The sequence below is a fragment of the Acinetobacter sp. TWP2-2-3 genome, from assembly GCF_049896445.1.
GTDB lineage: Bacteria > Pseudomonadota > Gammaproteobacteria > Pseudomonadales > Moraxellaceae > Acinetobacter.
Genome location: NZ_JAFCUI010000010.1, coordinates 76,202 through 97,195 on the forward strand (window position 1 = coordinate 76,202; position 20,994 = coordinate 97,195).

The window sequence follows — 20,994 nt, forward strand, 5'->3', positions numbered from 1 at the left end:
AAATAAAGTCATAGAATTAATTTGAACAAAAATTTTGTTTAAGTGATTAAATCTTCTAAAGAACAAGAGTATGATGTGCACAATTTATCTTTTGAGTGCTCATTTTATGTCCAGTTGGTTTCCCAAATGGCGCCCTTATGAGGGTAGTATCGATGCACGACCAGTAGGTACCGCAGAGTATTTGCCACCCGCACAAACGGTCATTTTGGGTGTACAACATGCTTTTGCCATGTTTGGCGCGACTGTACTGGCACCTTTTTTAATGGGCTTTGATCCTAACCTGGCGATTCTAATGTCAGGGATCTGTACTATTCTGTTCTTTTTAATCACCGGTGGCCGGGTTCCAAGTTATCTAGGTTCAAGCTTTGCCTTTATTGGTGTGGTCATCGCAGCAACAGGTTATGCGGGTGGTGGCGGACTGAATCCAAATATTGGCGTTGCAGCAGGCGGGATTATCGCATGTGGCATCTTCTATGCACTCATGGGCTTTCTGGTCATGGCGACGGGCACCCGCTGGATTGAAAAGCTGATGCCACCGGTAGTGACCGGTGCCGTGGTGATGATCATTGGCCTGAACCTTGCTCCAGTCACAGTGAAAAGTGTGATGGGCAATACCTTCAATATGTGGATGTCTCTGGTCACTGTGTTGTGCATGGGTTCAATTGCCGTATTCACCCGTGGCTTATTACAGCGCCTGCTGTTATTGGTTGGCCTGTTATTGGCTTATCTGATTTACTTCGTACTCAGTAATGTCATGGGTTATGGCACTGCGATCAACTTCCTTCCTATTCAGCAAGCAGCCTGGTTCGGTTTACCGACTTTCCACGCGCCGACCTTTGAATTGAATGCCATGTTGATCATTGCACCGATTGCCTTGATTCTGGTGGCTGAAAATCTGGGCCATATTAAAGCCGTAGGCGCGATGACCGGTGAAAACCTCGATCCGCATATTGGTAAAGCCTTTGTGGCAGATGGTGTTGCAACCACTTTAGCCGGTGGTGTAGGTGCGCCGGGTATGACTACCTATGGTGAAAACATTGGTGTGATGGCCGTGACACGGGTTTACTCGACCATCATCTTTGCAGTCGCGGGTGTCTTTGCTGTGTTCCTGGGTTTATCGCCTAAGTTTGGTGCGATTATTCACACGATTCCGACAGCGATTCTGACCGGTGCTTCGATTGTAGTCTTTGGTTTGATTACCATTGCTGGTGCCAAAATCTGGATTGAGAACAAGGTCGATTTCTCGCAGAACAAGAACCTGATGGTGGCTGCGGTGACCATTATTTTAGGTACGGGTGATTTTGCCCTGACTTTTGGCAGCTTCAATCTGGGTGGTATTGGTACGGCAACGTTTGCTGCACTGATCCTGAACTGGTTCTTTAGCCTGGGCGATAAAAAATAAAACTCGAAATAAAAGTATTGAGCAGCCGAATGGCTGCTTTTTTTATCTTTATATTTTTCAACTTTGCGATTAAAGAAATGAAAAGAAGCCCCGCAAGGCTTCTATTAAAGCACGTGTCTGTTTAAGGACGAAACTCTTTCAGTTCACGTTGAATAAAGTATTGGAACATTTCACGGTATAGATGTTCAATAAACTCCTGATCGACACCTTGTTTTTGCGCCAGAGCTCTGACATTTTCTACAATCTGTTCCATACGTTCTGGTGACTGTAAATCGGTTTCGGTTTTTTTGAAACGGGTGGTTTGATCAACATAAAATTGACGCGCAGCGATCAGCTCAACTAAAGCTGTATCAATGGCATCGATCTGTTGACGTGCATGTTCTAGTGATTCAGCTTTGATCTTTTCCATGTTTTTTCAGTTCACTTTCAGTTTGATTATTACTCTTATACTTTTCTTCTAACACATTACTGAAAATACTTTCAATCATCCAGACCCGATATAGGCTATTAAATGTATAACTTTGATCATCTATGCGCAGTTCCAGTACCGGAAAATTCGGCTGCGACTTCATTTCACAGAGCATATCATTGTCCTGCAGCTTGGCCAGAATATCGTCCTGGGTCAGATCGACAATATTTAACTGTTGCTGCAAACGTTTGAAATGGGGTGCATAAGACAGGTCTTCACCACGGGTCCAGACGGCCTGCAAGATCTGGTACATCGCCTCGATCCGCTGCTCCTCGGGACAGCTATAAAATAATTGTGCCATTGGCGCAATCGCCTGCTCGGTCGGCCGGCAGAACGGGGTAAATTCTACTTCTGTCCGTTTGGATAACCGTGTGGCCAGACTCCAGTCAAAATCATCCCGACCGCGATAGGACAAGGGATAGACATTTAGCTGGATATTATAATAATCCGCCAGTTCTTCCTTGATATAAGCCAGCAGCAGCCAGGAAATCGGGTCTTCCAGCGCGATATACAAGTCCAGTTCCGGATCCATCGACTGGATCTCGTTCAGCTCTTCGGCATCACTGATCAGATGCTCACGCCATTCAATGTGATCGATCATAAAAATCGGATTACCGGTCAGCAGTTTTTGCTGCTCCAGACGCCGGGTCAGACGCAACAGGTCATCGACCGCCTGATACTGGCGACCGCCTAAATTAAAATAGCTGGCCAGAATCGGAGTCTGGTCAAAAATACGTTCAGGAAAATCCTGTGGCTGATGATGGCGACTGGCCATGGCATAAAGAGTTCGTAATTTTCCGGTCTGTTTTTGCCAGAGCATATGGAAGACATCTTCCAGCAAATACAGGAAATCCTGTCCACGCAGCGGTGTATGCCGCAAAATCAGTTCGGCCTGTTTTAAGGCCTCAGCGGTCGGTAATTCTGGCGTATCATGAAAACTGAAACGATGCTGTTTCGACAAGATTTTCGCATCATTAATCGTGTAGTGCTGCCATTCATCAAAAGACATCTGGTTCGGCGCTTCGGCATGCTCACTGGAAATGATGACTTTCAGCGGCTTGAGTTCTGGACTTAAAATTTCTTCGAGCTGGGGCAACTGCTGTACCGCCAGATAACTGTACACATCATCCAGCCTTAAATGAATACTCAGCCCATCTTGAATAGATAACACCGTTTGACGGGTCGGTTTTTGGTAAAACCAACTCGATCGGATTGGATCAAACCAACGGCGTAACAGGGACATGAGATCGGCCTCGACAACAATGACGGTGCGCAGCTCAACATATGAGAAGCTGCGCAGAATAATCTATTTTTAAGATCGCAGAAGCCAAAGCCCTGCATGCTGTAAAAACTTATATCAAGTCATAAGCAAATGTTCAATGTTTAACAATGGATTAGAGGTCAAGATTCAGGTCAGTGACCGCCCCGGTTTCTGCACCTGAAGTCAGTTTGGCGAATTTAGCCAGCGCACCGTGGGTATAGTTTGGCTGAGGTTTGGTCCAGGCCGCTTGACGTGCAGCAATTTCTTCTTCCGCGACATGCCAGGTCATTTCCCGAGTTTCGGCATTAATCGAAATCTGATCACCATTTTGCACCAGACCAATCGGGCCGCCCTCATAAGCTTCTGGCGTCACATGACCAATCACGAAACCATGACTGCCGCCAGAGAAGCGTCCGTCAGTAATTAAAGCCACCGAAGCGCCCAGACCTTTACCAATAATCGCAGAAGTCGGTTTCAGCATTTCCGGCATGCCCGGACCACCTTTAGGGCCGACGCCACGAATCACCACCACTTCACCCGGCTGGACTTCGCCATCCAGAATCCCGCGCATGGCACCCTGCTCGCCTTCAAAGACCCGTGCCGGGCCAGCAAAATGCAGACCTTCCTTACCGGTAATCTTGGCCACAGCGCCCTTCGGCGACAAATTGCCTTTTAAAATCACCAGATGGGAATCTTTTTTCACGGGCGCATCAAAAGGCAGAATAATCTGCTGACCTTCCGGATAGTCCTGCACATCGGCCAGGTTTTCTGCCAGCGTCTTACCTGTGACCGTTAAACAGGACCCATCCAGCATGCCGGCATCCAGCATGCGCTTCATCAGTGGTTGAATCCCACCAATCGCAATCAGTTCTGACATTAAATATTTCCCGGATGGACGCACATCGGCCACCACCGGAATATCTTTGCCAATTCGGACAAAGTCATCCAGACTCAATTCAACCCCTGCGGTATGCGCCATGGCTAGCAGATGCAACACGCCATTGGTCGAACCACCCAGCGCAATCAAGACCTTGATCGAATTTTCAAAAGCAGCCTTGGTCATGATGTCACGTGGCTTGATATCCAGTCGTAACAGATTCATGACTGCTTCACCGGCACGGGCACAGTCGATTTGCTTGTCATCCGAAATCGCTTCCTGTGCCGAGGAGCCCGGCAAGCTCATACCGAGTGCTTCAATTGCAGAGGCCATCGAGTTGGCCGTATACATGCCGCCACAAGAGCCCGGACCCGGCAAGGATACTTCTTCAATATGCTTGACTTGAATCGCGTTAATTTCACCTTTGGCATATTGACCGACTGCTTCAAATACCGAAATCATGTCGGTATGGCCTTCGCCCGGTTTAATAGTGCCGCCATAAATAAACAGCCCCGGACGGTTTAAGCGCGCCAACCCCATGATGCAGCCCGGCATGTTTTTATCACAACCACCAATCGCGATGACCCCATCATAAGCCTGGCAGCCCACGACCGTTTCAATGGAGTCTGCGATCACTTCCCGTGATAGCAGTGAATATTTCATGCCTTCCGTACCGTTGGAAATTCCGTCAGAAATGGTAATGGTATTGAAGATAATACCTTTGCCGCCCGCAGCACTCACGCCCTGCTCTACAGTTCTGGCCAGACCATCAATATGCATATTACAAGGCGTGACATTGGCCCAGGTCGAGGCAATGCCAATAAATGGCCGTTCAAAATCAACATCTTTAAAACCGGTAGCACGCATCATGGAACGCGCCGGTGCATTTTCAATGCCTTCATAAACCGGGGCTGAATGCTCGCGGATATTATCTTTACTCATTATTCTCTTCCTGGGCGATGACCAATTTTAAGCTTCGGTCTTGGACAATTTATTTTAAGGTCATTGTATAGAAAGCAGACTACACATGAAAGCAACACTCTGTACTCTGCGAATCCCATTAATCCATTTATTATTTTTCTACCCAAATCAGATCACATGATGAAGCGACATGGATGTCGCTGTTTTCCTGTGCAGCAAGGATGCTGCATCAGGAAAACAAAGGCGTTTTGTTACTTTTGCGCTGTCAAAAGTAAAACATTGTCTACGCAATATTATTGCAAAATCACAAAGTAAAATGCGACCGTGCTATTTTCAACAATTAATAAAAAAGCACCCCCGTCTGGAGTGCTTTTAAAATCTGTAAAATTACAAATTAGATATCACGTACCGCACCTTTCGAGGCACTGGTGGTATGCATCGCATACGCTTTCAGTGCTTTAGACACTTTACGCGGACGCTGTTCTGCAGGCTGCCAGCCTTTGGCTTCTTGTGCTTCACGGCGCGCTGCCATGGTGGCATCATCCACTGCCAGGTGAATCGTACGATTTGGAATATCAATTTCGATACGGTCACCATCTTCCACCAGACCAATCGCACCACCTTCCGCTGCTTCAGGAGATACGTGACCAATTGAAAGGCCTGAAGAACCACCAGAGAAACGGCCATCTGTTAAAAGTGCACAGTCTTTACCCAAACCTTTTGATTTTAAGTAACTGGTTGGATACAACATTTCCTGCATACCCGGACCACCACGTGGACCTTCGTAGCGAATCACGACGACATCACCCGCAGTGATTTTGCCGCCAAGAATGGCTTCAACCGCAGCATCCTGACTTTCAAACACACGTGCAGTCCCGTTGAATTTTAGGATTGAATCATCCACACCCGCTGTTTTTACGATACAGCCTTCTAGCGCGATGTTGCCGTAAAGTACCGCCAGACCACCATCTTGCGAGAAAGCATTGGCTGCATTACGGATCACGCCATTGTCACGGTCGCCATCTAAGCGTGCATAATAACGGTCTTGCGAGAATGCCGTCTGCGTTGGTACACCGCCCGGTGCAGATTTGAAGAATTGATACACGTCTTCATCTTCAGTACGGATGATGTCCCATTTATCCAAGGCATCTTTCAGTGTTTTTTCATGGACGGTTGGAACAGAAGTGTCCAGCAAGCCCGCACGATCCAGTTCGCCCAGAATCGACATGATGCCACCGGCACGGTGTACATCTTCCATATGGACGTCTTGCTTCGCCGGCGCAACTTTACATAGTACCGGCACATTACGCGACAAACGGTCGATGTCGGTCATGGTGAAATCGACTTCAGCTTCGTGTGCTGCTGCCAACAGATGCAGAACCGTATTGGTTGAACCACCCATGGAAATATCCAGCGTCATGGCATTTTCAAACGCTGCTTTGGTTGCGATTGAACGTGGCAAGATGCTGTAATCTTCCTGTTCATAATGACGTTTCGCCAATTCAACAATCAGTTGGCCGGCTTTTTCAAATAATTTTTTACGGTTGGCATGGGTTGCCAGTGTTGAACCATTGCCCGGAAGCGATAAACCAAGTGCTTCAGTCAAACAGTTCATCGAGTTTGCAGTGAACATGCCTGAACATGAACCACAGGTTGGGCAAGCTGAACGCTCATATTCAGCGACTTCTTCATCAGTGAAGCTGTCATCTGCTGCAACAATCATGGCATCAACCAGGTCGATGGCTTTTTCATTGCCACGGATTTTGACCTTGCCCGCTTCCATTGGACCGCCAGAGACAAATACCACCGGAATGTTCAGACGCATTGAAGCCATTAACATCCCCGGGGTGATCTTGTCACAGTTCGAGATACACACCATCGCATCGGCACAATGCGCATTGACCATGTACTCGACCGAGTCTGCAATCAGATCCCGTGAAGGCAATGAATATAGCATGCCGTCATGACCCATCGCGATGCCATCATCGACAGCAATAGTATTGAATTCTTTGGCCACGCCGCCTGACGCTTCAATTTGACGTGCCACCAGCTGACCTAAGTCTTTCAAATGAACGTGACCCGGTACAAACTGGGTGAACGAGTTCACCACCGCAATAATCGGCTTACCGAAATCTTCATCTTTCATGCCGGTGGCACGCCATAAACCGCGTGCGCCAGCCATATTTCTTCCGTGTGTCGATGTTTTTGAACGATAGTCAGGCATTTTATATTTCCAACAAAGTTTGAGCTTGCAATGAATCGGGCAGATCCACTCTGGCTAAATCATACTGACAAGGAGCTTAAATCAGTTGAATTTTAAACCTATCATACTACAAGCCCTTGATTTACAAGATGGCCTTTTGGGTGTAGATGCAGGCAAAAATGTCTATAGAGAGGTTTGGATGATCTGACGATAAAAATTTCTTAATGAAATCTACTATACCGCCATCATCATCAGGACAATACAAAACTTTCATGAATAATTTTTACAATTTGCATGAGTTTTTTTTATATAAAAATTCCACCGAAATTCAAGTACTCACCAAGCTTCTCGGATAAGTTTTGGTAAGGATTAGGCTGAAATTTGGCTTTTGGCTTATAATAGCTTTTAAGTTTATTTGGAATTTCATGTGTGAAGATCATATTTGCAGGCACACCAGAATTTGCAGCGACTGCATTGGCTGCGTTGCTTAGAACCGAACATGAAATTGTGGCGGTCTATACTCAACCGGACCGCAAGGCCGGACGTGGACAAAAGCTCACGGCATCTGCGGTGAAGCAGTTAGCGCTTGAACATCATCTTTCGGTCTATCAGCCTTTACATTTCAAGTCATCGACTGAAGAAGGTCTGGCGGCGCAAGCGGAACTTAAAGCCTTAAATGCAGATGTGATGGTGGTGGCAGCTTATGGCCTGATCCTGCCACAAGTGGTTCTGGATACGCCAAAATATGGTTGCCTGAATATACACGGTTCGCTGTTGCCACGCTGGCGCGGTGCAGCCCCGATTCAGCGCGCGATTGCTACCGGCGATACCGAAACGGGTGTGACCATTATGAAAATGGCGGCCGGTCTGGATACCGGGGATATGATGTATAAAACACGATGTCCGATTACTGCCGAGGATACTTCTGCCAGCCTGCATGACAAACTGGCGCTGCAAGGTGCTGAGGCGATTGTGGCCGTGCTTGAATCGGAACAGACCTTACAGCACTATCTTGAGATTCGCGAAGTCCAGGATGAAAGCCTGACGGTTTACGCGCATAAACTATCAAAAGCTGAAGCACAAATTGACTGGACCCAGCCTGCAGCAGCCATTGACCGTAATATTCGTGCTTTTAATCCATGGCCAGTGGCATTTACCCCACTGGATGACAGCAACAATTTACGCATCTGGAATTCCTCGCTTTCTACGCAAAAGACAAGCAATGCCCTGCCTGGTGAAGTAATTGCTCTGGATAAAGACGGCGTGCATGTAATGTGTGGCGATCAAAATGCCATCTGTATCACCAATCTGCAATGGCCAGGCGGCAAAGCCCTGAATGCTGTTCAAATTAATCAAACTCAAAAACTATCGGTAGGATATAAATTCGCATGAGCCAAATTCAATCATCAGCTAAAAATTTGAATTTGCGCGCGCAAGTTGTAAAAACCCTATTGGCTGTACAAAATGGCCAATCACTTGCTTCTGTACTCAATCAACATATCAACATTGTGTCTGAGCGTGACCGTGGTCTGTATCACGAGTTAACTCTAGGCTGTTTACGTCAGTGGCATGGCCTGAAAGCCATCACCCTGCCGCTATTAACCAAACCTCTCGATAATCAGGCTCTAGAAAGCTGCTTATATTTGGGTTTGTACCAGATTCTATGTACCCGTATTCCGGCACATGCTGCAATTTCAGAAACCGTGACTGCTGCCAAACAGCTGGGCTTTGAACCTTTAAGCGGTCTGGTGAATGCCGTTCTGCGTCGTGTTTCACGTGAAACAGAAGAATTTGATCTGGCTTTAAATCAGGCGCATGGCCTGCCAAGCTGGCTTTACAAGCGTTTAAAGAAAGACTGGCCGGAACAGCTTGCCGAACTGTCACATGACTTGAAACAGATTGCACCGCTCACCTTGCGCGTCAATGTCAATCAGGTCAGCCGTGATGAATATCTGGAAATTCTGGAAGAAGAAGGCTATGAAGCACGTGCCTGTACTCTTTCTGAAGTTGGCATCGTTCTGGAACAGAATGTCCATATTCCGAACCTGCCGGGCTATGAAGCTGGTGGCTTCTCGGTTCAGGATGAACATGCCCAACTTTGCGTGACTTTAGTTCCTGACCTTGAAGGCAAAGTCGTGGTAGATGCCTGCGCTGCACCGGGTGGTAAGACCGCGCACATCCTGGAAAAATATAGCCCGAAAAAGCTGTATGCGATTGACCAGGATGCCAAACGTTTAGTCCGTGTGGCAGAAAATCTGGAACGCTTACTGTTAACTGAATATGCCGATGTTGAAATTATCGCGGCTGATGCGATCACCTGGACAGCTCCGGAGCCGGTCGACTGTATCGTACTGGATGCACCATGTTCCGCAATTGGTGTGATCCGTCGTCATCCGGATATCCGCTTACTGCGTCATTCCACAGATATTCCGCAAACGGTACAGCTGCAAAAGCAGATTCTGGAAAATATGTGGCAGCAACTGAAAGTCGGTGGTACTTTGCTGTACATCACCTGTTCAATTTTGAAAGCCGAAAACGAACAGCAGATGGTCGAATTCTTTGCTCAACATGCCGATGCCAAAGAAATCAAGATCGAAGCCGATTGGGGCATCGAGCAGATTCATGGTCGTCAGTTGTTGCCGAAAGCAGATCAAGGCGACGGCTTTTTCTATTGCCGTATAGAAAAAACTGCATAAGTCATGTGTTTAAAATGAAAGGCAGCCTAAGCTGCCTTTTTTATGGCGCGTGATTTAGTGAATATATGGCTTATTGAATAAACTTAAAAATCACCAGACTGCTGGCCAATGCCGCCATGCCGCTCACCAATCCATAGACTGTTTCATGCCCTTCAGAATAGCGCTTTGCCGTCGGCAATAATTCATCCAGCGCCAGATAAACCATCACCCCGCCAATCACGCCAAAGATCAGACCATAGACGGTTTCACTCATATAAGGTGCCAGAATAAAATACCCGAGCGCTGCCCCTAAAGGTTCGGCCAGTCCGGAAACCAAACTGGCCCAGAGCGCATAATCTTTACGGCCGGTGGCCATATAGACCGGCAGGGCAATCGCCACGCCTTCTGGTACATTATGAATCGCAATCGCGACTGCCAATGGCGCACCCAAAGCAGGACTTTCCAGCGTGGCAAAAAACGTCGCCAGCCCTTCCGGCAGGTTATGTGCGCTAATCGCAAACAGGGTCAGCATGCCGGTACGCAGTAATTGGGGTGAACTAACGCCCTTGGCAGAATGGGTCTCAATGGTGTCATGTGGGTTTGGCACAAAGCGATCTAGCAATAACACCAGAACTACGCCCAGTAAAAAAGCAAAAGTGCCAAAGGCAAAACCGGTTTTTTCATCAAAATCTAGGCTAAAGGAAGCGATCGATTTGTTCAGAATTTCGGTTAAAGAGACATAGATCATGGCCCCGGCAGCAAAGGCCAGACCAAAGGCCAGCAAACGGAAATTAGGTTTTTTTAAGAATAATACCAGTCCCCCACCCACCACGGTGGCCAGCCCGGCAAATAAAGTCACGGCAAAGGCTGTATAGACTTGTCCATCTGAAACGGAAATCATGTCAGAGCATCAGCCATTAAAAAAGTCATTATCATCAAGGATGATAATGACTTTTTTAATGGTAACAGTAGGTTTATGTGAAGATTTTTAGTCTTCTGGTTCTTCCGGATTCTTTGCCAGATGAATCACAGCCAGTACCAGACCACCCCATAATAAAACGATAGAGATGATCATCATGATTAGTGCAGATGTATTCATAGTCGCTCTCCTAGCTGTGACGATCTTTAATCAGGCTGAATAGAATGGCACCCAGAATAAAGAATGCCATTACTCCTCCACCTACCATCCATAGGGTACTGGCAGCATAGCCACCATAACCTTCTGCCATGATCGATTTCAGGGTCAGGCCCAATGCCAGCAATAATGACAACGGCGTGATCACCGTCAGCATGAAGTTCCAGCTCGTACCTAGTTTCACGCTGGCAAACTCATTCACATGGCCTTCCAGCTGTTTCATTAATGGACGACGGAACCACGACAACAGAATAATCGATAACAGACCACCACCAACAATACCGATGTTATTGGCAAAGTAATCGATGATATCGACAAAGGTAATGGCACTATGTGTCGAGAACATCAGGGTAGAAATCACCGCTGAACCACCAGCAATAATCGTCACTGACTTGTTCTTTGACCAGCCCAGTTTGTCTTGGAACGCAGCAATCGGAACTTGCAGGATGCTCACCATCGAGGTAATACCGGCAACCGTCAACGAAGCAAAGAACAGGAAACCGAACAGGTCACCACCTGCACCTAAACTGGAAATGATTTTCGGAAACGCAATAAAGGCCAGACCGATACCGCCAGACACCACATCTTCAACTTTCTCACCTGAGCTGAACGCCATAAAACCAAGCGCGGCAAAGACACCAATACCCGCTAGAATTTCAAAAGACGAGTTGGCCAGTGCTACCACAATCCCGGAACCAGTCAGGTTGGTTTTGCGTTTCAGGTAAGATGCATAGGTCAACATGATCCCGAAGCCCACTGATAGTGAGAAAAAGATATGACCAAAAGCGGCTAACCAGACTTTATAGTTGGCCATCGCTTCCCAGTTCGGCGTGAAGAAAGCATTTAAGCCATCGACTGCACCAGGTAAACGTACTGCCTGAATCACTAGGATCGTGAATAAAATCACCAGCAATGGCATAAAGATTTTATTCGCCAGTTCCACCCCACGGCGTACTCCACCGTAAAGAATCAGCATGACTGCTGCCCAAACGACCACCAAACCAAAGAACAGCACAGGTACAAAACCGAGCGTCAGACCCTCACCATTTTGCAGGTAAGTATTGAAGAAGAAGCCTTGGGTATCTGTGCCCCACTGCTGTCCAAAGGAATAGAACATATAGCTGCCAGCCCAGGACAAGACGCTGGCATAGTAAATCCCGATCACCAGAGTGACCATGACCTGCCACCACCCTAGGGATTCGGCATTCATGAGTTTTTTATAGGCCATAGGCGGCGCTTTGCGGAACTTGTGTCCGACCGCATAGTCTAAAAACAATAAAGGTAAACCTGCTGCGAAAATCGCAATCAGATAAGGGATCAGGAATGCCCCGCCACCATTTTCATAGGCAACATAGGGGAAACGCCAGATATTCCCCAAGCCAACGGCGGAACCAATCGCTGCAATAATGAATCCTGATCGTGCGGACCAATTCTCACGAGTTTCTGTCATAGAACACCTAAACTTTTAACCCCTTTAGATGCTGCTTGTTATGGTTATGACGCAAGCAAAAAAAGAAGTATTTTCAATAATTTTGGGTGTTTGAATTAGAGGGCACCTTGTGGGCGTCGAATTCTAATGTACAAACAGGTCAGCAGGTCTTACATCTTGCTTAAAGTCTGATCGAAAAACTGACCTTGTAGATGACTCAACAATACTGACTTTTTTAAATTTTTTCTGTAAATTCTGCTTAAAATATTCGTTATTTATAATCTATTCGAATTAAGCGTTCAATAATTCTGCGAAATAAGCCAGATTAAACAAGTTATATATTGACAAACTTTTTGGAATATATTTTTTCTTAAGTTTTACTACAGGGTCGCTGTTTTAAAAAATGTATTGCAAGACTCCACTCCAGCATCTGTTTTTAGATCATTATTTAATGATGAAACGGCTCATACTAAGGCACATGACCAAGCCGTGATATGGGAAATCAAATTCTCTCATGGAATTTTGACCTCTTTAAAAACCGGTTTAAATATCACAAGCAGATTTAAAACAAGCTGCCTGTGATATCGAAGCGATGAGTATTCTAAACTTAGGCTTTAATCACCAGCATGCGCTCTTCCTGCATGTCGCGAATGGCTGACTGAATTCCTTCACGACCCAGACCTGAATCTTTGACCCCGCCATAAGGCATGTTATCGACCCGGAAAGACGGAATATCATTGATAATGACACCGCCGACATGCAGATGATCCCAGGCATACAGCATCTTGTTCAGATTCTGGGTATACACTCCAGCTTGCAAGCCAAAACGGCTGCGGTTGATACAGGCAATACCGGATTCGAAATCAGCATACGCTTCCAGAATTGCCACCGGACCAAAGGCTTCATCACGGTAGATTTCCAGACTGTGGTCTACATTTTCCAGCAAGGTCGGTGCGAACATCACACCATTCAATTCGCCTCCAATCAGGATTTTCGCGTCTTTTTTCACAGCTTTATCCAGCCATTTTTTCAGGCGTTTGGCTTCATCTTCCTTGATCATCGGACCAACCAAGGTTGTGCTCAGATTCGGATCAGCGGCTTTAATCGTTTTCAGTTTCGCCAGCAGTTTGTCCTTCACTTCAGTATAAATCTGCTGATGCACCAAAATGCGTTGCACACTGATACACACCTGTCCGGCATGGTTATACGCCCCGCCAATCAGACGATTAATCAAGGCATCGTTAATTTCGGTATCTGGCTCAATCATGACAGCAGCATTGCCACCCAGCTCCAAGACCACTTTTTTACGACCGGCACGCGCTTTCATATCCCAGCCTACAGCATCGGAACCGGTAAAACTGAGTAATTTAAAACGCTCATCGGTGACAAGTAGATCAGCCAGCTCTCGCGGACAGGGCAATACCGAAAACGCACCTTGCGGTAAATCGGTTTCCGCCAGAATTTCGGCAATTTTTAAGGCAGAAATAGGGGTTAGACTCGGCGGTTTCAGCACAAAGGGACAACCGGCTGCAATCGCAGGAGCAATTTTATGCGCGGTCAGGTTTAAAGGAAAATTAAACGGACTGATCAGAGACACTGCACCAATCGGCACCTGCTTTACAATGCCCCGATAACCGGATGCTGCCGCAGTCACGGCCAAAGGCAGCATACGTCCCTGATCAACCTGGGTCACGGCATCTGCGGCAATCTGGAAAGTATTAATCAGACGTTCAACTTCGGCTTCGGCTGCTTTACGCGGCTTGCCCCCTTCTGCAATCAGAATTTCAGTCAGTTCTTCATGAATCTCACGAAAACGGCGTACGCAATGCAGCAGAATTTTCTGTTTCTGGAACGGCTCCAAGGCAGCCATTTCGGCTTCTGCGTCTACGGCAGACTGAATCGCCTGTTCCAGTGTGTTGGCATCTGCCAAGGCGACACGGGCATACAGTTCATGATTATATTTATGTTTGACCTCTAGCCATTTATCCGTCTGAACAGCCTGACCGGCGACATATAATGCATACTCTTTCGCTTGTTGTGTGCTTCTCGCTACCATCTTATTGTCCTTCAACATCCAAGGATATACATTTTTGAAATTCTCTATATCATGCACTTGCTACTCCATATTAAGAAGATGTTTTTAAGTAACCAGACACCTCCAATTTTAATAAAGCTTTAGGGAATAGAGCCATGCGCGCAAAAATACTCACCACCTTATTCTTCGGTTTTGGAATCAGTACGCTCAGTCATGCAGATGTGATCGGCGTGAAAGCGGATCTCAGCTACTGGGATTTTGACGGCTATAGCCAGGATAACAATTTCAAGCATGCGCTGGATCGACAAGGTACAGCACAACTATCTGTCGCTGTAGAACATCCGGTACCGTTATTGCCAAATGCAAAAATCAAATATGTTAATCTGGACAGCAACAGTGAACAAAACACGCTTGCCAATGCCTCAGAGATCGAACTGAAGAATATCGACTATATTCTGTATTACGAATTGCTAGATACTATTGTGCATGCGGATATAGGCGCAGGTTTAACCAATCTGGATGGTACGGTGAAAAACCTGAGCAATGCTGCTTTCAATCAATACGATCTGGATGAATACAGTCCCCTGCTCTACGCAACCGTCGGGGTGAAACTGCCATTTACCGGTATGAGTGCCAAAGCCGAAGCTATTTACAGTCACGGCAGCGATAGCCAAAAAACCGATGTACAGGCCGAACTGCAATATGACTTTATTGATAATCTGCTGGTCGATGTGGGTGCCAAAATCGGTTATCGTATGATGCAAGTAGATTTTGAACAGGATCAACGTCCAGACTTACAGTTGGAATTTAAAGGTCCTTATATCGGTCTAGATGTGCATTTTTAATGCAATACAACTGGTTAAGCTTGCACAGCTCAATTTCTCTGCGCTGATGTAAGCCAAAGCGTACAGCAATAACCGCAATCTGCTGCTAGTGCGCCACCGGGATGTGTATTACTTTATAAACATAGAGAGCAGGATGCTCCAGAAGACCTAAAAACAAGAATAACATCGCAACACCAGGACGTGAGGTACGACAGGAGTTATACCTAAATCACGAGATACGAAAAAGCCCCGACAGGATGTCGGGGCTTTTTTTCTGCCTATTATTTTATTTATCATTGCTTAACAGTTCCGAGCTAAAACTCCAACATTGTAAGAATCTCCTTGTTGTTAAGCTAAAAATCCTCACATTTTTTGGGAACAGCAATCATGGTAAAAAAGGTCCTCTTTATTACATCCAATCAAGGCATTGAACATGATGAACTCACTGAGCCTTTAAATTTTCTAAAGTCCAAAGGTTTTGAAGTCATTCATGCTGCAGAAAAAAATGAAGATGTCGCCACTGTCAAAGGTGATACCAAGGCTGCTACCCAATACACGCCGGATACCAGTTTCGACCATGTCGATCCGAATGATTATGATCTTTTGGTGATTCCCGGCGGTACAGTCAATGCGGATACATTGAGAATCAATCAGGATGCGCAAAAAATCATTCAGCATTTTGCCGACAATCACAAACCGATTGCCGCGATCTGTCATGGGCCATGGACCCTGATTGATGCACAGCGCATCAAAGACAAGAATCTGACCTCATATAAGAGCATCAAGCTAGATCTGGAAAATGCCGGCGGGAAATGGGTCGACGAAGAAGTCCACCGCTGCAATACAGGTGACTGGGTACTGATTACTTCACGCAATCCGGACGATTTACCGGCTTTCAATGAAGCGATCTTAAAAGAGCTTGAAGGCGAAGCTGCCTAAGCTCCTACACTAAAAAAAGAACCTCAGCATTGAGGTTCTTTTTTATATTTAGACACCACCGGCCAAACTTTTCAGATAAGTCACCACGTCTTTATTTCCGGCCATTTCAGCCAGTTCTAAAGCAGTATTTGGACTGCGATGTGCAATATCTGCGCCCTTGCTAACCAGAAGCTTAACTACGTCTAAATGATCATTTTCAGCTGCAGCCTGTAAGGCACTATAGCCTTCTTCATCGGCGGAGTTGACGTCCAGACCTTCTTGCAAGCCCTGCTCAACCTGTTCAACATCACCAAGAGATGCCCAGTACACCAGTTCAGGAAGATGCAGTTCTTCATCACCTTCAGGGATTGGGGAGAATGAATTAATATTCATATTTTCTATACCTCTACTCTATTTAGAATAGCGCGATTATCACATTACCTTATCTCAATAATACTAAGAATAATAGACTTCTTGCGTTAGTCAAAATTTAAAATTTAAACAGCCAAAAGCTACATATTATAAGGTTTTAGCCAATTCAAAAATTAGGTAAAACGATACTTTCGCAAGAGGTCTAATATTTAAATTAATGCTTATTCAGTATCTTTAAAATTTTAGATAGAGCATTTTTTTTATTTGAATAAGAAGGTATCAAAAAAGAATTATCAGGATTAAATTCTATCTTATTCTTAATATAAATTTTATTAGATAAGGCTTTTGATCTTCTTAAAACTTTTGGCTCTGTAGTATGACCAATGGAACTTCCACCCATCACCAACATTTGCCAAACAGTGAGATTATGATTTATATCCCATGAACTTATATCGCTCCAAGAGTTAAATTCATAAGCTTACCTTGCAAAGTAACTGTCAACTTCTGATCGATAGGAAAATCCCAGCGGGTTTCAAAAATAAAACTTTTTGATTGTATAGATCGGGCTTGAATAAGTTGAGGAATCCAATCTTCAAGATCAATATCATTTATCCATCTGAATCGATCACTATCAATTTTTTTGGAATCTTTTGTATCAAGAATCCATTTAGCATAGAGATATTCATAGTTATTCTTTAATTCAATATCTTGATAAACCAACTTCAGTCTAAGTTTTTCAATAATCAGTAATTGAGCACCATGATTCGAGATTGAAATTGGCATATGAAAACTACACACATACCATTCTTCACTAGCACTTTTTATCGGATAAATTTGTTCTGTTAAAGTTCCAATCGTGAAGAATGGTTTAGATTTATAAAAATAAGTTTTCCATAATTGCATTACTGAAATTAAGAGAGCTAAAGATGCTATAAATAATTCTAAGGTCATGATATTTATAATTCAGTTAATTACTACAAAATAAATTGTGAATTAGTTTTTATCAACTAATAACCATAAAAAAGCCCCCTTTCGGAGGCTTCTTATTTAATACTTAGCTTTAAGCTTTAGACACTGCTGGTTCAATTGAACCAATCTTCTCAGATTCATTGTCATGCATGATTAACGCAACCGCAATTGCAGTAATCAGAACCGGTAAACCGACTGCCATAAAGTTGAAGTAAGCAGGCAGGTTCATACCAAGCAAACCACCAATCAGGATCGGCCCTACAATCGCGCCCATACGACCAATCGCAGAAGACCAGCCAATACCTGTCGAACGTACTGCAAGTGGGTAGAACTGCGCAACATAGCTATATAGCAACATTTGTGAACCAATCGACGCTGCACCCGCCAGGAATACCAGGATGTAAAGTAAGAATTGGTTAGATGCAAAGCCCATTGAGCTCATCACAATCGCACCCATCATACCGAGGAACATCAGTACCGGTTTCAGGTGGAAACGATCCGCCAGAATACCACCACCCACAATACCTACAACCGCACCAACGTTCATCACCATCATGAACATCAAGCTGTTGTCCATCGAGTAGCCTGCTGCCATCATCAACTTCGGTAACCAGCTGCTCAGTGCATACATGGTTAACAGACAAGTGAAGAACGCGACCCAGAACAGTAAAGTATTGACCGCACGACCACGACGGAACAAACTCACCACGTTGGCTGCTTCAGGCACATTTTCCTGTGGCAAAGTGAAAGTTGTATTCTCAGTAACTGTCAGATTTGGCGCCAAGCGACGTACGATACGACGAGCTTCAGGCTGCTTGTTCTGCTTCACAATAAATGCGAGCGACTCAGGCAGGAATTTCCAGATCACTGGTAATAAAAACAGTGGAATACCCGCGATAAAGAACATGATTTGCCAACCAAAACTTGGCGTGAACCATGAACCTAATAACGCTGCCATCACGCCACCGACCGCATAACCACTAAACATGGTGGTCACCAGCGTACTACGCATTTTTTGTGGAGCATATTCCGAAGTCAATGCCACTAGGTTTGGCATTACACCACCAATACCAAGACCGGCAAGGAAACGTAAAATACCGAATTCGGTTGGGTTTGAAGCAAAGCCGCCAGCAAAAGTTAAACCACTAAATAATACAATACAGATCATGATCACTTTCTTACGACCGATCTTGTCCGCGAGGGAACCAAAGATCATCGCACCAAACATCATGCCGGCCAGCGCGGTACTTGCAAGCATTCCGGCCTGCACTGCACTTAAGCCCCAGTCTTGCATCAATAACGGTAAAACTACACCATTGATTGCGAGATCGTAGCCATCAAATAAGATAATGAGTAAACACCAAGCAACTACATTGAAGTGGAAAGGCGTGAATTTCGCATTATCGACTACAGAATTTACATCTATTTTTTCCGTTGTCATCGTTCTCATCTCCCATGAGTACTTGTCCATAACATCTTGTTGAAGACTGAAGTCAATCTTCAATGTCAGGCAATATACGCAAGCAGGATTTAAGGCACAATAAGACTAATTGATATTCTGCTATGCTCTCGGAAATGTCATTTATTTGCGTGATATGTCACACTATTATTAGTATAATCTTTTGAATAATTGATGTTTATTTTTTAATTTACACCATATTTAAGCTCTTTTAATCCACTTATTCTTTTGACCAATTGAATATTGATTTAATTTCATACTGAAGATATGAAAAAGCCCCTTTAAGTAAGGAGCTTTTTAACTGAATGGGTTAATTACGAGAGTTTAAATTTTGGCTGTTTTTAATTTTTTCACCATAATGCGACCAGGTTGTGGCTTACGAATCATTGAAATAGCGATGATGCCAATAATACCTGGCATTGCCACTGCGATAAAGTTCCATTTATGTGGTAACTCCATACCAAGCAGCATACCAATCACGATTGGGCCAACAATTGCACCTGTACGCCCTACAGCAGAAGCCCAACCAATACCAGTAGAACGTACTGCAACAGGATAGTATTGAGCAACATAGCTATATAACAAGATACTGGTACCAATAGATGAGGCACCTGCTAAACTGACAAGTAAATAAATAACAGGGGTTGGAGAATTAAAGCCCAAACCAACCAAAGATAGTACACCGACAGTTAACATACTCATAAGAACAGGTTTAAAGTCAAAACGGTCTGCCAAAATACCACCGCTAATGGTTCCGATCACGGCACCAATATTCAGTGCTAATAAGAACATTAAACTGCTACCTAAAGAATATCCCGCTGCCATCATCAGTTTTGGTAGCCAGCTTCCAAGTGCGTAAAGCATGAGTAAGCACATAAAGAAAGCAATCCAAAATAAGAATGTTCCTGTGGCACGATTTTCTGTAAATAAAGCTTTTACTGATGCACTTTGGGTCTGATCAGCGCTAGCTAGAACCAGTTCAGTATCTTCTTGTATGTCTGCAGTTGGCTCGACTTGCTTTATAAAACGACGTGCTTCATTCACTTTTTGTTCTTTAACGAGGAAAGTTAAAGACTCAGGTAAGAACTTCCAAAAAAATGGAACAAAAAGTAATGGAATACCTGCAATGAAGAACATAATTTCCCAACCAAAACTTGGTGTAAACCATGTACCGCATAATGCAGCCATAATACCGCCCACCGCATAACCACTAAACATGGTGGTTACCAGTGTGCTTTTTAAACGTTTAGGTGCATATTCAGACGTTAGAGCGACTAAGTTTGGTAATACACCACCAATCCCTAAACCAGCAATAAAACGTAAAATACCAAATTCTGTTGGATTAGTGGTAAATCCACCTAAAAATGTAAAAGCACTAAATAAAGAAACACAAATCAAGATAACTTTTTTACGACCAATTTTGTCTGCAAGCATCCCAAATAGCATGGCTCCAAACATCATGCCAGCCAGCGCTGTACTTGCAAGCATGCCTGCTTGAACAGCACTCATGCCCCACTCTTGCATAAGTAGAGGCAGAACGACACCGTTAATTGCTAAATCATATCCGTCAAATAGGACAATAAACAAACACCATAATACAATGCTTAAGTGAAATTTAGTGAATTTTGCCTGATCAATCACATCATTCACACTTACAGTGTTTGCTACTCGCTTCATGTTTTCTGCCATTTTTACTCACCTCCTGTGAGTTTTTTTCGTTGTTTTCAGCACGACACATGACCCTAACTCTTATTTATTATTTTTAATGATTCTTATCGCCATGTCTTCGCAACAACTTAGTTCAACACACCTACTTTTCATGCAATATCCGACTAAAGTCTTACTTATTCCTTAAAAATCTAAACCCATGAGTCTAGTTTTTAATCAATATTCAACAATTCCAAGAGCTATTTGACTAAAATCCCACGCATAAAAAAATCCCCCTCTGCCTTGGCGGAGGGGGATTTCGAATAATGAGCTGGCGATGACTTACTCTCACATGGGTAACCCCACACTACCATCAGCGCTAAGAGGTTTCACTTCTG

Annotated in this window: 17 protein-coding genes; 5 read left to right on the plus strand and 12 right to left on the minus strand. The window is 44.7% G+C overall.

The features are described 5' to 3' along the window. Window positions 1-106 precede the first annotated feature (106 nt). The gene (locus tag ACP7AK_RS12800; RefSeq protein WP_425880048.1) at window positions 107-1,402 is read left to right on the plus strand and encodes a solute carrier family 23 protein; all 1,296 of its coding nucleotides are present in this window, start codon (window positions 107-109) and stop codon (window positions 1,400-1,402) included. A gap of 121 nt (window positions 1,403-1,523) precedes the next feature. Here the strand turns inward: ACP7AK_RS12800 and ACP7AK_RS12805 are convergent, their stop codons facing one another. The 4 genes from ACP7AK_RS12805 to ilvD (ACP7AK_RS12820) all read right to left on the minus strand — a co-directional run bounded on the left by ACP7AK_RS12805 (window position 1,524) and on the right by ilvD (ACP7AK_RS12820) (window position 7,154). After that, the gene (locus ACP7AK_RS12805; RefSeq protein WP_005094791.1) at window positions 1,524-1,811 is read right to left on the minus strand and encodes a chorismate mutase; all 288 of its coding nucleotides are present in this window, start codon (window positions 1,809-1,811) and stop codon (window positions 1,524-1,526) included. After that, window positions 1,792-3,114, minus strand: coding sequence for a hypothetical protein (locus ACP7AK_RS12810; protein WP_314100355.1), 1,323 nt, complete (start codon window positions 3,112-3,114; stop codon window positions 1,792-1,794). Before ACP7AK_RS12810 ends, ACP7AK_RS12805 begins: the two co-directional genes overlap by 20 nt. Window positions 3,115-3,265: 151 nt before the next feature. After that, a complete protein-coding gene (gene ilvD / locus ACP7AK_RS12815; RefSeq protein WP_425880049.1) occupies window positions 3,266-4,951 on the minus strand; it encodes a dihydroxy-acid dehydratase in 1,686 nt (561 codons plus the stop codon). Between the two features lie 373 nt (window positions 4,952-5,324). Next, window positions 5,325-7,154 carry a dihydroxy-acid dehydratase gene (gene ilvD, locus ACP7AK_RS12820; protein WP_312585669.1) on the minus strand — a complete coding sequence of 610 codons (1,830 nt, stop codon included), beginning with the start codon at window positions 7,152-7,154 and terminating at the stop codon, window positions 5,325-5,327. 408 nt (window positions 7,155-7,562) lie between these two features. On the opposite strand from ilvD (ACP7AK_RS12820), the gene fmt reads away from it, so the two are divergent. Together fmt and rsmB are read left to right on the plus strand one after the other, a co-directional pair. Continuing rightward, window positions 7,563-8,525: a methionyl-tRNA formyltransferase gene (gene fmt, locus ACP7AK_RS12825; protein ID WP_425880050.1), complete on the plus strand. Its 963-nt coding sequence runs from the start codon at window positions 7,563-7,565 to the stop codon at window positions 8,523-8,525. Continuing rightward, on the plus strand, window positions 8,522-9,829 hold the full coding sequence (gene rsmB / locus ACP7AK_RS12830; protein ID WP_425880051.1) for a 16S rRNA (cytosine(967)-C(5))-methyltransferase RsmB: 1,308 nt from the start codon (window positions 8,522-8,524) through the stop codon (window positions 9,827-9,829). The genes fmt and rsmB overlap by 4 nt, the downstream gene beginning before the upstream one ends. Window positions 9,830-9,899: 70 nt before the next feature. Here the strand turns inward: rsmB and zupT are convergent, their stop codons facing one another. The 4 genes from zupT to ACP7AK_RS12850 form a co-directional block, all read right to left on the minus strand. Continuing rightward, window positions 9,900-10,709 carry a zinc transporter ZupT gene (gene zupT / locus ACP7AK_RS12835; protein ID WP_005108262.1) on the minus strand — a complete coding sequence of 270 codons (810 nt, stop codon included), beginning with the start codon at window positions 10,707-10,709 and terminating at the stop codon, window positions 9,900-9,902. Between the two features lie 87 nt (window positions 10,710-10,796). Next, window positions 10,797-10,907 (minus strand): methionine/alanine import family NSS transporter small subunit, encoded by a 111-nt coding sequence (locus tag ACP7AK_RS12840; RefSeq protein ID WP_004647694.1) that lies wholly within the window; start codon window positions 10,905-10,907, stop codon window positions 10,797-10,799. A 10-nt stretch (window positions 10,908-10,917) separates the two neighbouring features. Next, on the minus strand, window positions 10,918-12,393 hold the full coding sequence (locus ACP7AK_RS12845; protein WP_425880052.1) for a sodium-dependent transporter: 1,476 nt from the start codon (window positions 12,391-12,393) through the stop codon (window positions 10,918-10,920). Between the two features lie 586 nt (window positions 12,394-12,979). After that, complete coding sequence (locus ACP7AK_RS12850) at window positions 12,980-14,428, minus strand: aldehyde dehydrogenase family protein (RefSeq protein WP_425880053.1); 1,449 nt, start codon at window positions 14,426-14,428, stop codon at window positions 12,980-12,982. A 134-nt stretch (window positions 14,429-14,562) separates the two neighbouring features. Between ACP7AK_RS12850 and ACP7AK_RS12855 the strand changes: the two genes are divergently transcribed. After that, complete coding sequence (locus ACP7AK_RS12855; protein WP_425880054.1) at window positions 14,563-15,252, plus strand: TIGR04219 family outer membrane beta-barrel protein; 690 nt, start codon at window positions 14,563-14,565, stop codon at window positions 15,250-15,252. A gap of 366 nt (window positions 15,253-15,618) precedes the next feature. Further along, window positions 15,619-16,170 carry a type 1 glutamine amidotransferase domain-containing protein gene (locus ACP7AK_RS12860; protein WP_168730570.1) on the plus strand — a complete coding sequence of 184 codons (552 nt, stop codon included), beginning with the start codon at window positions 15,619-15,621 and terminating at the stop codon, window positions 16,168-16,170. Between the two features lie 48 nt (window positions 16,171-16,218). Here the strand turns inward: ACP7AK_RS12860 and ACP7AK_RS12865 are convergent, their stop codons facing one another. The 4 genes from ACP7AK_RS12865 to ACP7AK_RS12880 all read right to left on the minus strand — a co-directional run bounded on the left by ACP7AK_RS12865 (window position 16,219) and on the right by ACP7AK_RS12880 (window position 20,638). Further along, on the minus strand, window positions 16,219-16,542 hold the full coding sequence (locus ACP7AK_RS12865; protein ID WP_213686629.1) for an ankyrin repeat domain-containing protein: 324 nt from the start codon (window positions 16,540-16,542) through the stop codon (window positions 16,219-16,221). 426 nt (window positions 16,543-16,968) lie between these two features. Continuing rightward, window positions 16,969-17,472, minus strand: coding sequence for a hypothetical protein (locus ACP7AK_RS12870; protein WP_425880055.1), 504 nt, complete (start codon window positions 17,470-17,472; stop codon window positions 16,969-16,971). Between the two features lie 109 nt (window positions 17,473-17,581). Continuing rightward, window positions 17,582-18,931 (minus strand): aromatic acid/H+ symport family MFS transporter, encoded by a 1,350-nt coding sequence (locus tag ACP7AK_RS12875; protein WP_004647700.1) that lies wholly within the window; start codon window positions 18,929-18,931, stop codon window positions 17,582-17,584. A 342-nt stretch (window positions 18,932-19,273) separates the two neighbouring features. Next, window positions 19,274-20,638 carry an MFS transporter gene (locus ACP7AK_RS12880; RefSeq protein ID WP_004280798.1) on the minus strand — a complete coding sequence of 455 codons (1,365 nt, stop codon included), beginning with the start codon at window positions 20,636-20,638 and terminating at the stop codon, window positions 19,274-19,276. Between the last annotated feature and the right edge of the window lie 356 nt (window positions 20,639-20,994).

Excerpts from the sequence above, each read along its gene's own strand:
- ACP7AK_RS12800 (WP_425880048.1), top strand. The coding sequence starts at position 107 with ATGTCCAGTTGGTTTCCCAAATGGCGCCCTTATGAGGGTAGTATCGAT.
- ACP7AK_RS12805 (WP_005094791.1), bottom strand. The coding sequence starts at position 1,811 with ATGGAAAAGATCAAAGCTGAATCACTAGAACATGCACGTCAACAGATC.
- ACP7AK_RS12810 (WP_314100355.1), bottom strand. The coding sequence starts at position 3,114 with ATGTCCCTGTTACGCCGTTGGTTTGATCCAATCCGATCGAGTTGGTTT.
- ilvD (WP_425880049.1), bottom strand. The coding sequence starts at position 4,951 with ATGAGTAAAGATAATATCCGCGAGCATTCAGCCCCGGTTTATGAAGGC.
- ilvD (WP_312585669.1), bottom strand. The coding sequence starts at position 7,154 with ATGCCTGACTATCGTTCAAAAACATCGACACACGGAAGAAATATGGCT.
- rsmB (WP_425880051.1), top strand. The coding sequence starts at position 8,522 with ATGAGCCAAATTCAATCATCAGCTAAAAATTTGAATTTGCGCGCGCAA.
- zupT (WP_005108262.1), bottom strand. The coding sequence starts at position 10,709 with ATGATTTCCGTTTCAGATGGACAAGTCTATACAGCCTTTGCCGTGACT.
- ACP7AK_RS12840 (WP_004647694.1), bottom strand. The coding sequence starts at position 10,907 with ATGAATACATCTGCACTAATCATGATGATCATCTCTATCGTTTTATTA.
- ACP7AK_RS12845 (WP_425880052.1), bottom strand. The coding sequence starts at position 12,393 with ATGACAGAAACTCGTGAGAATTGGTCCGCACGATCAGGATTCATTATT.
- ACP7AK_RS12850 (WP_425880053.1), bottom strand. The coding sequence starts at position 14,428 with ATGGTAGCGAGAAGCACACAACAAGCGAAAGAGTATGCATTATATGTC.
- ACP7AK_RS12855 (WP_425880054.1), top strand. The coding sequence starts at position 14,563 with ATGCGCGCAAAAATACTCACCACCTTATTCTTCGGTTTTGGAATCAGT.
- ACP7AK_RS12860 (WP_168730570.1), top strand. The coding sequence starts at position 15,619 with ATGGTAAAAAAGGTCCTCTTTATTACATCCAATCAAGGCATTGAACAT.
- ACP7AK_RS12865 (WP_213686629.1), bottom strand. The coding sequence starts at position 16,542 with ATGAATATTAATTCATTCTCCCCAATCCCTGAAGGTGATGAAGAACTG.
- ACP7AK_RS12870 (WP_425880055.1), bottom strand. The coding sequence starts at position 17,472 with ATGACCTTAGAATTATTTATAGCATCTTTAGCTCTCTTAATTTCAGTA.
- ACP7AK_RS12875 (WP_004647700.1), bottom strand. The coding sequence starts at position 18,931 with ATGACAACGGAAAAAATAGATGTAAATTCTGTAGTCGATAATGCGAAA.
- ACP7AK_RS12880 (WP_004280798.1), bottom strand. The coding sequence starts at position 20,638 with ATGGCAGAAAACATGAAGCGAGTAGCAAACACTGTAAGTGTGAATGAT.